Source organism: Variovorax sp. 54 (assembly GCF_002754375.1).
Lineage (GTDB): Bacteria > Pseudomonadota > Gammaproteobacteria > Burkholderiales > Burkholderiaceae_C > Variovorax.
Window position 1 is genome coordinate 4792632 of the sequence record NZ_PEFF01000001.1, and the last position, 12209, is coordinate 4804840.

Below are 12209 nucleotides of genomic sequence, written 5' to 3' on the forward strand. Positions count from 1 at the left end.
CATGGCATACCTCACCACCCTGGTTCTCGCGGCGTTCGCCAGCTACGTCGGCGCCTGGTATTTCGGCGCGCTCGAAGGCAACTTCGCGCTGCTGCTGTTCGTGGCCACGGTGGTCACCGGGGTCTACTGGCTGGCCGAGCGCTTCTACTTCCTGCCGAAGCGCGAACGTGCCGCCGCCGCACTCGACAGCGCCATCGCCGAGCGCAACACGCGGCTGGCAGGGCAGGGCATCACCCAGGTCGACACCACCGACGCCAAGGCCAGCGAGCGCCTGCTGATGCAGCCCTGGTGGCTCGACTGGACCGCGGGCCTGTTCCCCGTGATCCTGGTGGTGTTCCTGCTGCGCTCGTTCCTGTACGAGCCCTTCAAGATTCCCTCGGGCTCGATGATGCCCACGCTGCTGACCGGCGACCTGATCCTGGTCAACAAGTTCACCTACGGCCTTCGCTTGCCGGTCATCAACACCAAGCTCACCGACGGCACGCCGCTGGCGCGCGGCGACGTGGTGGTGTTCCGCTACCCGCCCAAGCCCAGCATGGACTACATCAAGCGCGTGGTCGGCATTCCGGGCGACGAAGTGGCCTACCTGAACAAGAAGCTCACGATCAACGGCCAGCCGGTGGGCAAGGCCCCGATCGCCGACTACCTCGATGGCGAGTCGATGCGCATCCTGAAGCAGTTCAACGAAGACCTCGGCGGCAAGCAGCACAAGATCCTCAACGACGAGAACGCCCCCGCCTTCGTGCCGGGCGCCAGCGACTTCCCGTTCCGCGAGAACTGCCGCTACTCGGTTGAAGGCGTGGTGTGCAAGGTGCCCGAAGGCAACTACTTCATGATGGGCGACAACCGCGATAATTCGGCCGATTCCCGTTTCTGGGGATTCGTGCCGGACAAGAACATCGTGGGCAGGGCCTTCTTTGTCTGGATGAACTTCGGCGATCTCGGTCGCATCGGTCCGTTTCAATAATTAATCAACAGTCAACGACACTGTTCGAGGGGTAAGAGGGCATGAGAACCAACAGTCGGTCCATCCGTGGCAGTGCCGCGCACCAGCGCGGCATCTCTTTCATCGGTTTGCTGTTCGTCGCGGTGGTGCTGGCCTGCGCAGGCGTCGTCGTCGCGCAGGTCATTCCGACGCTGATCGAATGGCAGGCGATCGACAAGGCTGCCAACAAGGCCAAGGAAGGCGCGACGGTGCCCGAGATCCGCGCGATCTTCGACCGCGCCCAGGCCATCGACGACTTCAAGTCGGTCAGCGGCAAAGACCTCGAGATCAAGAAGGTGGGCGACAAGGTCGTCGTGTCGTATGCGTACGAACGCGAGATCCCCCTGTTCGGGCCGGCCTACCTGACGCTCAAATACAAGGGCGCGTCCCGCTGACCGCGGTGTCGCACAAGAAGGTGGACGGCAGCCTCGTCGCGCTGCAGGCGCGCCTTCAGTACACGTTCTCGGACCCGCGGCTGCTCCAGCTCGCGCTCACGCACCGCAGTTTCTCGGCCGACCACAACGAGCGCCTCGAGTTTCTCGGCGACTCGGTGCTGAACCTGGCCGTCTCGCACCTGCTGTACATCCGTCTCTCGGAACTGCCCGAGGGCGACCTGTCGCGCGTGCGGGCCAACCTGGTCAAGCAGGACACGCTGCACCGGCTCGCGCTGGGGCTGGCGCTGTCGCCGCTGCTGCGCCTGGGCGAAGGCGAGGCCCGCTCGGGTGGCCCGAACCGGCCCTCCATCCTGGCTGACGCGCTCGAAGCGCTGATCGGTGCGGTCTACCTCGACGCCGGCTTCGCGGCCGCGCAGTCGCTGGTGCATCGGCTCTACGAGGCGGTCGAGATCAATCCGCGCATGGACGCCGCCGCGAAAGACCCGAAGACCGAATTGCAGGAATGGCTGCAGGGCCACAAAATGAAGCTGCCGGTGTACCGCGTGGCAGCGACGCTGGGTGCAGCGCACAAGCAGACCTTCGATGTCGAGTGCGAGGTGCCCGAGCTGGGCCTTCGCGAGCGCGGCATCGGCGGCTCGCGCCGCGCCGGCGAGCAAGCTGCCGCGGCCGCCATGTTGATCCGGCTCAAGGCACGCGGCGCCGCGTGAAATCAGAATGAACGACGTTATTAATCCCGAAGCGGAACCCGAAGACACCGCAGGCGACACGCCTGCCACCGGGCCGCAGCACTGCGGCCTGATCGCCATTGTCGGCAAGCCCAATGTGGGCAAGTCGACGCTGCTCAATGCGCTGGTCGGTCAGAAGATCAGCATCACCTCGCGCAAGGCGCAGACCACGCGCCACCGCATCACCGGCATGCGAACGATCGGGGCCACGCAGTTCGTGTTCGTCGATACGCCGGGCTTCCAGACCCTGCACGCCAACGCGCTGAACAAGTCGCTCAACAAGACCGTGCAGGGCGCGGTGGGCGATGTGGACCTGATCCTGTTCGTGGTCGAGGCCGGCAGCTTCACGCCGGCCGACGAGCGCGTGCTCAAGCTGCTCGGCAAGGGCATCCCGACCGTGCTGCTGGCCAACAAACTCGACAACGTGCACCGCCGCGGAGACATCGCACCCTGGCTGCAGACCATGCAGGCCAAGCACAGCTTCGCCGAATTCGTGCCGATGTCGGCCAAGAACGCGAAAGACGTCGAGCGTCTGTTCGGCATCTGCGAGAAGTACCTGCCCGAGCAGCCCTGGTTCTACGACGAGGACGAACTCACCGACCGCAGCGAGAAATTCCTTGCTGGCGAGCTGGTGCGCGAGAAGCTGTTCCGTTTGACAGGCGACGAGCTGCCCTACACCTCGACCGTCATCATCGACAAGTTCGAGGAAGAGCCGCCCCAGAAGAAGGGCCAGAAGCGCCTGCTGCGCATCGCCGCCACCATCGTGGTCGAGCGCGACGGCCACAAGGCCATGGTGATCGGCGACAAGGGCGAGCGCATCAAGCGCATCGGCATGGAAACCCGTGTCGAGCTCGAGAAGCTGGCCGACGCCAAGGTGTTCCTGGAGTTGTGGGTGAAGGTGCGCTCCGGCTGGGCCGACGACGAAGCCCGCGTCCGTTCGTTCGGCTACGAATGAAGTGGCCGCCGCACATCGCGTTTCGCATGAACCGGCTTACGTGCTCCATCGCTACGACTGGAGCGAGTCGAGCCTGATCCTCGAGGTCTTCACCCGCCACCACGGGCGCATCGCGCTCGTGGCCAAGGGGGCGAAGCGGCCGAGTTCCAATTTCCGTCCGGTGCTGCTGCCGCTGCAGCCGCTGCAGCTCAACTACGGCGGCGACGCCGAGATCCGCACGCTGAAAGGCGCCGAGTGGATGGGCGGCCACGTCATGCCGACCGGCGAGGCGCTGCTCTCGGGCTACTACGTCAACGAACTGCTGCTGCGCCTGCTGGCGCGCGACGACGCGCACGAGGCGCTGTTCGACGCCTATGCCGGTGTGGTGCAGGTGCTGGCCGGCGACCACGCGGGCGCCCAGGCGGCGACGCAGGCCGCCGCACTGCGCGCCTTCGAGCTGCTGCTGCTGCGTTCGGTCGGCCTGCTGCCTTCGCTCGACGTGCAGACGCTCACCCTGGAGCCGCTGGCGGCTCGCACGCGCTACTGCCTCGTGCCCGAAGCCGGCCTGCGGCAGGCGGCCAAGGACGAGGCCGCGCTGGCCGGTGCCGACTGGCGGGCGCTTCAGGATGTGCTCGACGACCGCACGCCGTTCACTGCCACCCTGCGCGAGGTCGCGACCATGAACGCCGGCAGCAACAGTGCCCTGCGCAACCAGCTGCGCGCCTTGCTCAACTACCATTGCGGCGTGACCACGCTGCGCACGCGGCAGATGATGAGAGACCTGCAAGCGCTCTAGTCCGGCGCGCGATCGATCGAAACGCCAACCTGAGAACCGAAGCCATGCGTCTGGGTGTCCTCGTCTACGTCGACGACAAGAAAGAAATCGTCGACGAGTTCCACTGGCTGTACCGGAGCATGATCGTCTCCGGCGTCTTTGCGCGCGGCGGCGAGCTGATCGCGGTGTGCCACCCGAACGTCATCGCCCAGTTGCCCACCGACGAGCGCATCGTCGTGATTTCGGGCCTGCCCTATGCCGACCAGCACGCCGAGTGGGCGGGCTACGGCTACATCAATTCGATCGCGAACCTGTGCGACCCGGCGGTGCTCGCCGTGTGCCGCAACTACGACGCGGTCCTCAAGACCGACTGCGACACCTTCGTCACGCCGGCGCTGGCCAGCTTCGAGCCGACCGGCCTGTGCTTCGGCTTCGGCGCCTATGCGTACCAGGAAGAGGTTCGCCGCAAGCTGTCCGAGTGCAGCGCGCGCTGGGGCTTTCCGCATTCGGGGCTGCACAACGTGGGCGCCTCGGTGCTCGGACCGACCGAGTTCGTGGGCAACTTCGTGCAGGCCCAGCTCGACTACTGCCACAAGCTGCTCGACGAGGAGTTTCGCGATTTCCAGGGCGAGTGGCCCGGCTGGTGCAAGAACGTGCTCACCATGTACGCCGGCGAGCTGGCGTTGCGGCGCACCTACCCGCAGCGCTGCTCGCTGGGCCTGCTCGACCACCTGCCGTACGCCGACCGCACCCTGGGCGGCGACGTGCTGCACATCCACGGCTGGCATACCGACCAGTACTGGTCGAAACATCATTTCCGTGCCGGCGCCTACGACCACATGGCGCCCGGCGACATCGACAGGACGACGCTCGGCGGCTACTGTCACTGGCTTGCCGTCACCCCCACCGACGACCTCCGGGCCGGCGCGGGCGGCGCATGAACGAAGAGAAGAAAGCGATTGCGTCCATGAGCGATACCTCCGGCACCTCCTACCTCCCTCGCACCACCACGGCCCTGTCGGTCAACCTCAACAAGGTGGCTTTGGTGCGCAACACGCGCCACCTCGGCATCCCGAGCGTGGTGGGCGCCGCCCAGGCCTGTCTGGCCGCAGGCGCGCAAGGCATCACCGTGCACCCGCGCCCCGACGCGCGCCACATTCGTGGGCATGACGTGAGCGACCTGTCGGAACTGCTGGCACGCGATTGGCCGGCCATCGAGTTCAACATCGAAGGCAACCCCTTCCACAACCTGATGGACTTCGTGCGCGACCTGAAGCCGCACCAGGCCACCTTCGTGCCCGACAGCGAAACCCAGTCGACGAGCGACCACGGCTGGAGCTTCCCCGAAGACGCCGAGCGTCTGCGCCCGCTGATCGCCGAAGCCAAGGCGCTGGGCGTGCGCGTGAGCCTGTTCATGGACCCGATTCCCGAGATGATGGCCGCCGTCAAGGCCGTGGGTGCCGACCGCGTCGAGCTCTACACCGAGGGCTACGCCGCTTCGCGCGGCACGCCGCAGGAAGCCGCCGTGCTCGCGCGCTACGTGGCCGCGGCGCAGGCCGCCCACGCGGCGGGCCTGGGCGTCAATGCCGGCCACGACCTGAGCCGCGACAACCTCACGCCCTTCCTGCGCGCGGTGCGCGGCGTGCACGAGGTGTCGATCGGCCATGCCTTCGTCGCCGATGCGCTCGAACTCGGGTACGCCGCCACCACGCGCGACTACCTGCGCTGCATCGCCGACGCCGCATGATCTACGGCATCGGGACCGACATCTGCGATGTGCGCCGCATCGCGGCCACCTTCGAGCGCCAGGGCGAGCGCTTCGCCCGCAAGGTGTTGAGCGATGCCGAATTCGCCATTTGGCAGGCCCGCGCCGCGCGCTGGCCCAAGCGCGGCCTGAGCTACCTCGCCACGCGCTTTTCCGCCAAGGAAGCCTTCAGCAAGGCCATTGGCCTGGGCATGCGCATGCCGATGAGCTGGCGCCTGTGCGAGATCGCCAACCTGCGCAGCGGCAAGCCGGTGATCGTCCTGCACGGCGAGCTGAAAGACTGGTTCGAGGCACAGGGCCTGACGGCGCACGTGACCGTCACCGACGAAACCGAGTACGCCGCCAGCTTCGTGGTGGTGGAAAAGGCCTGAACGAAGCTCCGGCGCCACGCCGACCGATTGACCGATCGACAGACATGACCGAACTGAACCACGCGCCGCTTCTCATCGATGTGGCTGGCACCGAACTCACCGCAGCCGACCGCCGGCGCCTTGCCAACCCGCATGTGGGCGGCGTGATCCACTTCACCCGCAACTGGCAGGACCGCGCGCAGATGACGGCGCTCAATGCCGAGATCAAGGCGATCCGGCCCGACCTGCTGATCTGCGTCGACCACGAAGGCGGCCGCGTGCAGCGCTTTCGCACCGACGGTTTCACGCGGCTGCCCTCGATGCGCAGCCTGGGCGAACTGTGGATGCGCGATGCCCTGCGCGCCACGCAGGTCGCCACCGCCGCTGGGCAGGTGCTGGCCGGCGAGCTGCGGGCCTGCGGCGTCGACTTCAGCTTCGCGCCCGTGCTCGACCTGGACTACGGCGGCAGCAGCGTGATCGGCGACCGCAGCTTTCACCGCGACCCGCGCGTGGTCGCGCTGCTCGCCAAGAGCGTGATGCACGGCATGCTGCACATGGGCATGCGCAACTGCGGCAAGCACTTTCCGGGGCATGGCTTCGTGCAGGCCGACTCGCACGTCGAGATTCCGGTCGACCGGCGCAGCCTCAAGGCCATCCTGGCCGACGACGCGCAGCCCTACGACTGGCTGGCAGGCACGCTCGCGGCCGTCATGCCCGCGCATGTGATCTACCCGAAGGTCGACAAGCGGCCGGCGGGTTTCTCGTCGAGATGGCTCAAGGCAATCCTGCGCCAGCGCTTCGCGTTCGACGGTGCCGTGTTCAGCGACGACCTGAGCATGGAGGCGGGGCGCTACATCGACGGTGAACTGCTGAGCTATACCGATGCTGTGCTGGCGGCCCTCGCGGCGGGTTGCGACCTGGCGCTGCTGTGCAACCAGAGCATCGGCGAAGGCCGGCCGCTCGACGAAATGCTCGACGGCTTCACCGCCGCGGCGGCCGACGGGCGTTGGCAGGGCGATGCGGCCAGCGAAGCGCGGCGCCGGTCGCTGCTACCGGGCGATGAGCCACTCGACTGGCAGGCGCTCACGGCTTCGACGCGCTACGTACAGGCGCAACGCCTGCTGGCCGGCGCTCAGTCCCGGAAGGGCCGCACCGGCAGCTGATTCGCTGCGGGGCCGAGCAACACGGCCACCTCGGGCGTCTCGAACAGCGACTCCAGCCAGGGCTTGTCGGCCAGGCCGGCCTGGAAAAACACCTGCAGCAGCCGCAGCGCTTCGGTGCGCAGCGCGCGCGTCAGCATTTCAGCGTCGATCCGCGGCGTGCCAGCAGGCGTGGCACAGGCGTGCGCCACGGCGCGCAGCAGCTGTTCGGCAAAGTCGCGCTGCGGCGGCCACAGGTGCGCGTAGAGCTGGGCGATCAGATCGATGTCTTCCACGCGGCTGCGCGGCAGCAGATGGCGCAGCACCGCGCGCCGCGCGCGCATGGCGAGCGAGGCGGCGTGCGCGAGGTCGGTCGGCGGCGCGACCGGCGCGGGGCGGTGCAGCACTTCCGGCATGACCGCGAAGCGCGCGCCGGCCACGATGCAGCGGCAGAGCATCTGCAGGTCGTCGTGCACCGCGAACTCGGGGTCGTGGCGCACGCCGGTGCGTGCCAGGAAGCCACGGCGGACCAGGCAGGCCGACAGCTGCAGCGGCTCGGAGCCCAAGGCTTCCGCCACGATCTCGTCATGCCGCTGGGCGGATTTCAGCGGTCCGGCCAGTGTCTCGCTCCAACAGCCGACGATGTCCAGGTCGGGGCAGGCGGCGAGCAGCGCGGCCTGGCGCTGCAGGCGGCCGGGCAGGGCGCAGTCGCCCGCATCGGCGAAGACGACGTGGTCGCCGGTGGCCTGTGCGAGCGCGAGGTTGCGCAGGGTGGCGCGGTCGCAGGCCACGGGCAGTGCGATCCATCGCAGGTTGGGGGCGATGGCGCGCGCCTCGCTTTCGGCCGCTGCAGGCAGACCCGCCGCCACCACGACCAGCTCCAGTGCTACGTCGGTCTGTGCCGTCCAGTCGCGCAGGTCCTCCAGCCAGTCGTCGCGGCTGCCGTCGGGTGTCAGACAGACCGTCACGCGCGGCATCGCCACGGGCGGCACGCGGTCGGGTTGCTGGGCGCGCCACGCGAAGTAGCGTTCCAGCGCGGGGCCGATGTCCGGTGGTGCGAAGGCCCGCTGGAGCTTGTCGAGCCCGTCGCGTTCGAGTTGCGCGCGGCGCGGCGCATCGGCGACCAGCGCGACCACGGTGTCGACCAGCTGGTCGTAGGGCACGCCCACCACTGCGTCGCGGAAGGCGGGATCGACCTCGCTGTCGGGGTAGAGCTCGCAGACCACGGCCTTGCGGTGGCGCAGCAGGATCGACAGCCGGGGCGTTTCGACCACGCGGGATTCTTCCCAGTTGTGCAGGTTCAGCATGACCTTGGCGCGGCGCATGCGGTCTTCGCGCTCGGCCTGGGTCCAGAACCCGCCGCGCGTCATCTCGACGCGCAGGCCGCGCGCCATCAGCGCCTCCAGCACGTCGATCCGGCGCTGCGTGAACGAGCCGAAGAAGCAGACATCGATGTCGCGCTCTTCTTCGGGCAGCACCTCGGACCACGGCAGGATGCGCGCGGCGTCGGGTTCCCAGCCGAGCGGCACGTAGTCCGCGTTCTGGTAGCCGAGTTCGCGGTGGCGCTGGAAGTTGGTCTTGCTGTACTCCCACACGTAGCAGCGCGGGAGCAGGTCGAGGTAGCGGTCGTTCCAGGCGTGCGTGCCTTCGACCATCGGCTCGAAGTTGACGACGATGCAGTTCGGGTGGAACGGCTCGAGGCTCTTCCAGGGGAAGTTCCAGAAGAAGAACAGGATGTTGATCGCGCTCGGATCGACATTCGCCGGCGCGTAGGTCGTCGGGTAGCCCAGCCGCTCCGCCGCCAGCCGGTAGGTCCGCACGATGTCGCCGCAGACTGCGTCTTCGGACAGTGACGTGAAGTTCAGCCGTGGCAGGGTCATGGGCGACGACTGTACCGGGTCAGTCTGCGGCCGGCGCGCCTGGCGCACCCACGGCTGCGGGCCACAGCGGTGCGCCCCCCGCCTCCAGGTATGTCAGGTACAGCCGCAGCTCGAACTCGAAGCGGTGGTACTCGGGCTCCATGTGCGTGCACAGCGCGTAGAAGGGCTTGTCGTGGTTCTTCTCGCGGCTGTGCGCCAGCTCGTGCACGACGATCATGCGCAGCCATTCGAGCGGCACGGTCTTGAACAGGCTGGCCACGCGGATCTCGCGCTTGGTCTTGAGCTTGCTGCCCTGCACGCGCGCGATGGTGGTGTGGGTGCCCAGCGCATGGCGCACCACGTGCAGCTTGTTGTCGAACACCGCCTTGGCCAGGGGCTCGGCCTTGCGCATGTACTCGCCCTTGAGCTCGCAGGCGTAGTCGTACAGCGCGCGGTCGGTGCGGATGTCGTGCAGGCCGGCGTAGCGCCCGCGCAGCAGGGCGCCGAGCTTGTCGGCGGCCATCAGCTCGCTCACCTGCGCCAGCAGCGCGGGCGGGTACGCGGACAGGTACTTCATCGGCGGCTTACCCCGCCGTGCGCGCCGAATAGGCGAGCCCGGCCGCCACGCCGCCGAGCAGGTCGCCTTCGATGAGCGGCACGCCGGCGAAGCTCGCGCGCAGCGCCCGCTGGAAGGGGCGCAGGGCCGACGAGCCGCCCGTGAGGTAGATGGCGTCGAGGTCGCCGCTGCGCAGTCCGGCGCGCTTCACGCAGGCGTGAGCGCAGGCCACCACGTTCTCGAGCGGCGCCGCGAGCTGCTGCGCCATGTCGGCCGGCGTCAGTGCCGAAACCAGCCCCGTCTCGATGCACGACAGGTCGATCTGCACCTCGGCGTCGCTGACCGAGCCGTTGATCTTGGCCTGTTCGACCTCGCTGGCGATGCGGTGGCCGTGGCGTTCCTCGAGCACCGTCATCAGGCGGTCGTGCAGCTGCCGGTCGCTGTAGCTGGTGCGCAGCTCGCGCGCCTGGCGCACGGCCTTCGGGGCGTAGAGCCAGTTGATCAGGTGCCAGGACGACAGCTCGAAGAACACCTTGCTGGGCACCTCGCGCCCGCTCGCGCCGAGATGGCGCAGCCCGAGCAGCGGCATCACGCGCTCCAGGTTCAGGCGCTGGTCGAAGTCGGTGCCGCCGATGTGCACGCCGCTGGTGGCCAGCACGTCGTCGGCGCGGTCGGCGCGCGCCATGCGCTCGGGGCCCAGGCGCACCACGGTGAAGTCGGAGGTGCCGCCGCCGATGTCGACGATCAGGATCAGCGACTCGCGCGTGACGCGCTGCTCGTAGTCGAAGGCCGCGGCAATGGGTTCGTACTGGAACGACACGTCGCGCAGGCCGGCGGCGCGCGCGGCGTGGCGCATGCTTTCTTCGGCGCGCTGGTCGCGCTTGGCGTCGTCGTCGACGAAATGCACCGGGCGGCCGATGACCACGCGCTCGGGGCGCTGGCCCAGTTCGCGTTCGGCGCGCGACACCAGCTCGTGCAGGAAGCGCGCGATGATGTCCTCGAAGCTGACCAGCCCGTCATAGACGGCGGTCTTCTCCTGCATCAGCGGGCTGCCGAGCAGGCTCTTGAGCGAGCGCATGAGCCGGCCTTCGACGCCGGACAGGTACAGCGCGATGGCGTCGCGGCCGAAGTGCGTGCTGCGGTCCTCGGCGTTGAAGAAGAGGGCGGTCGGCAGGGTGGTGGCGCTGCCTTCGATGGGCAGCAGGCGTGCGGCCTCGCCGGGGGAGGCGTAGGAGACCGCGGAATTCGAAGTGCCGAAATCGATGCCGATGGCCGGGGTGCGTAGGGGATTCATTCAAGCAGGAAATCGGAGGGCCCAAGAGTGTAGAGGGTCGGCCGGAGCGCGCGATAGACTGCGGCCCAATGACCACCCCACCCGGAAGCCGTCGATGCCGCTGTGCCTGACATTCTTCGACCGGTTCGACGAGCCGGTGCTGCGCAATCACGGGCACTACTGCCGCCGTTTCGGCTACCCCCACGCCTGGGTGGAGAGCGACCGTGCCGGGCACCCCGCGCTGCGCGATTGCGCGAAATACGCCGAGATGCTGCGCCGCCTGCGCGGGCTCGACGAAGGCGACTGGCTGCTCTTTCTCGACGGCGATTCGGTGGTGTTCCATCCGGTGGCCGTCGAGCTGCTGATGGAAGGCCGCGACCTGCTCGTGGTCGACGGGCCCAAGGGCCTGCCGCTCGTCAACCTGATGATCCTGCGCAACACGGCGGTCAACCGTGCGCTGTTGCATGCGCTCATCCGGGCGGCGAGCCAGGTCGTTGCGCGCGTCACGCCCCGTCTCGACGCGGCCGAGCTGCTGCGCCCGGCCGGTCTGCTGCCGTGCAATGGGCTCATCGGCGACTGCTATGTGAACGTCTCGTGGCGCATTGCAGCCTGGTTCGGCGCTCGCATCTTCGTGGTGCACCTGGCGGCCCTGCAGGAGCTGGATGCCGAGGGCCGTGTGCTGGAAGAGCTGCTGCACGACGCGAACCTGCAGCGCCTGCTGGTGCGCCGGGTGAACGCGGCATTGATCGACGGCGAGCCCGTGCTGCCGCCGCCGGCCTACCCGGCGATCTCGGAGGACGCGTATTCCTGCGTCAACCCGCAGGCGTCCGTCGCCTTCGTCACGCTGTACACGCACCACATCAATGCCTACGCGCGCGTGTCGGAGCACAACGTGCGGCGCTACTGCGAACGGCACGGGCACGGCTACCACGTCTACCGCGCGATCCCGGACGAACTCGACCCGTCGATCAGCGGCGCCTGGGTGAAGAGCTGGCTCGTGAGGCGTCACCTCGCGCAGCACCAGTGGGTGGTGTGGATCGACGCCGACACCCTGTTCGTCAACCAGGCAAAACGCATCGAGCCGCTGCTCGAAGGCCGAGACCTGCTGTTCGCCAAGGACATCGGCGCGTGGGACGTCAACTCGGGCGTGATGGGCTTCCGGAACACGGAGCGCAACCTCGAACTGCTCACACAGCTGTGGGAGCGCATCACCGGCGTCGACGACAAGTCGACCGTGTACGCCAGCCAGGGCGACCAGTACTACACGAACGTGGTGCTGGGCGAGCATGGCCTGATCGGCGATGCGGTCGTGACGGACCTGCTGAGCATCAACACGCCGCCGCACCTGGCGGGCGACGACAGCCTGCTGGTGCACTTCGTGGGGCTCGGGGAGCCTTACCGGTCGGTGTACATGGCGGACGTCGACGCGCGGTCGAAGCGCCTGGGCTGAGCG

Annotated in this window: 13 protein-coding genes; 10 read left to right on the plus strand and 3 right to left on the minus strand. The window is 68.1% G+C overall.

What is annotated here, in order from left to right:
• Position 1: 1 nt before the first annotated feature.
• The 9 genes from lepB to nagZ are packed head-to-tail and all read left to right on the plus strand — an operon-like array spanning position 2 to position 7092.
• A complete protein-coding gene (lepB, locus tag CLU95_RS22080; RefSeq protein ID WP_099795568.1) occupies positions 2-967 on the plus strand; it encodes a signal peptidase I in 966 nt (321 codons plus the stop codon).
• A gap of 41 nt (positions 968-1008) precedes the next feature.
• Positions 1009-1380 carry a DUF4845 domain-containing protein gene (locus CLU95_RS22085; RefSeq protein WP_099795569.1) on the plus strand — a complete coding sequence of 124 codons (372 nt, stop codon included), beginning with the start codon at positions 1009-1011 and terminating at the stop codon, positions 1378-1380.
• Between the two features lie 20 nt (positions 1381-1400).
• Entirely contained in the window at positions 1401-2087 is a 687-nt protein-coding gene (gene rnc / locus CLU95_RS22090; protein ID WP_099797430.1) for a ribonuclease III, read from the plus strand.
• A gap of 7 nt (positions 2088-2094) precedes the next feature.
• Positions 2095-3060: a GTPase Era gene (gene era, locus CLU95_RS22095; RefSeq protein ID WP_099795570.1), complete on the plus strand. Its 966-nt coding sequence runs from the start codon at positions 2095-2097 to the stop codon at positions 3058-3060.
• A 1-nt stretch (position 3061) separates the two neighbouring features.
• Complete coding sequence (gene recO, locus CLU95_RS22100) at positions 3062-3835, plus strand: DNA repair protein RecO (protein WP_099795571.1); 774 nt, start codon at positions 3062-3064, stop codon at positions 3833-3835.
• Between the two features lie 44 nt (positions 3836-3879).
• Complete coding sequence (locus CLU95_RS22105; RefSeq protein WP_099795572.1) at positions 3880-4755, plus strand: DUF7164 domain-containing protein; 876 nt, start codon at positions 3880-3882, stop codon at positions 4753-4755.
• 26 nt (positions 4756-4781) lie between these two features.
• On the plus strand, positions 4782-5561 hold the full coding sequence (locus CLU95_RS22110) for a pyridoxine 5'-phosphate synthase (RefSeq protein WP_099797431.1): 780 nt from the start codon (positions 4782-4784) through the stop codon (positions 5559-5561).
• Entirely contained in the window at positions 5558-5950 is a 393-nt protein-coding gene (acpS, locus tag CLU95_RS22115; protein WP_099795573.1) for a holo-ACP synthase, read from the plus strand. Before CLU95_RS22110 ends, acpS begins: the two co-directional genes overlap by 4 nt.
• A gap of 44 nt (positions 5951-5994) precedes the next feature.
• Positions 5995-7092, plus strand: a complete 1098-nt coding sequence (gene nagZ / locus CLU95_RS22120; protein WP_099795574.1) for a beta-N-acetylhexosaminidase — start codon at positions 5995-5997, stop codon at positions 7090-7092.
• Here the strand turns inward: nagZ and CLU95_RS22125 are convergent.
• From CLU95_RS22125 to CLU95_RS22135, 3 genes are read right to left on the minus strand one after another with little or no spacing between them, the layout of a single operon-like run.
• Entirely contained in the window at positions 7062-8948 is a 1887-nt protein-coding gene (locus CLU95_RS22125; protein ID WP_099797432.1) for a glycosyltransferase family 2 protein, read from the minus strand. The genes nagZ and CLU95_RS22125 overlap by 31 nt on opposite strands.
• A gap of 19 nt (positions 8949-8967) precedes the next feature.
• Positions 8968-9504 carry a YgjP-like metallopeptidase domain-containing protein gene (locus CLU95_RS22130; RefSeq protein ID WP_099795575.1) on the minus strand — a complete coding sequence of 179 codons (537 nt, stop codon included), beginning with the start codon at positions 9502-9504 and terminating at the stop codon, positions 8968-8970.
• 7 nt (positions 9505-9511) lie between these two features.
• Positions 9512-10777: an Hsp70 family protein gene (locus CLU95_RS22135; RefSeq protein ID WP_099795576.1), complete on the minus strand. Its 1266-nt coding sequence runs from the start codon at positions 10775-10777 to the stop codon at positions 9512-9514.
• 94 nt (positions 10778-10871) lie between these two features.
• On the opposite strand from CLU95_RS22135, the gene CLU95_RS22140 reads away from it, so the two are divergent.
• Positions 10872-12206, plus strand: coding sequence for a galactosyl transferase GMA12/MNN10 family protein (locus tag CLU95_RS22140; RefSeq protein WP_099795577.1), 1335 nt, complete (start codon positions 10872-10874; stop codon positions 12204-12206).
• Positions 12207-12209 lie beyond the last annotated feature (3 nt).

Bases quoted from the DNA above. Each gene is read 5' to 3' on its own strand.
- lepB (WP_099795568.1), top strand. From the start codon at position 2: ATGGCATACCTCACCACCCTGGTTCTCGCGGCGTTCGCCAGCTACGTC.
- CLU95_RS22085 (WP_099795569.1), top strand. From the start codon at position 1,009: ATGAGAACCAACAGTCGGTCCATCCGTGGCAGTGCCGCGCACCAGCGC.
- era (WP_099795570.1), top strand. From the start codon at position 2,095: ATGAACGACGTTATTAATCCCGAAGCGGAACCCGAAGACACCGCAGGC.
- CLU95_RS22105 (WP_099795572.1), top strand. From the start codon at position 3,880: ATGCGTCTGGGTGTCCTCGTCTACGTCGACGACAAGAAAGAAATCGTC.
- CLU95_RS22110 (WP_099797431.1), top strand. From the start codon at position 4,782: ATGAGCGATACCTCCGGCACCTCCTACCTCCCTCGCACCACCACGGCC.
- acpS (WP_099795573.1), top strand. From the start codon at position 5,558: ATGATCTACGGCATCGGGACCGACATCTGCGATGTGCGCCGCATCGCG.
- nagZ (WP_099795574.1), top strand. From the start codon at position 5,995: ATGACCGAACTGAACCACGCGCCGCTTCTCATCGATGTGGCTGGCACC.
- CLU95_RS22125 (WP_099797432.1), bottom strand. From the start codon at position 8,948: ATGACCCTGCCACGGCTGAACTTCACGTCACTGTCCGAAGACGCAGTC.
- CLU95_RS22130 (WP_099795575.1), bottom strand. From the start codon at position 9,504: ATGAAGTACCTGTCCGCGTACCCGCCCGCGCTGCTGGCGCAGGTGAGC.
- CLU95_RS22135 (WP_099795576.1), bottom strand. From the start codon at position 10,777: ATGAATCCCCTACGCACCCCGGCCATCGGCATCGATTTCGGCACTTCG.
- CLU95_RS22140 (WP_099795577.1), top strand. From the start codon at position 10,872: ATGCCGCTGTGCCTGACATTCTTCGACCGGTTCGACGAGCCGGTGCTG.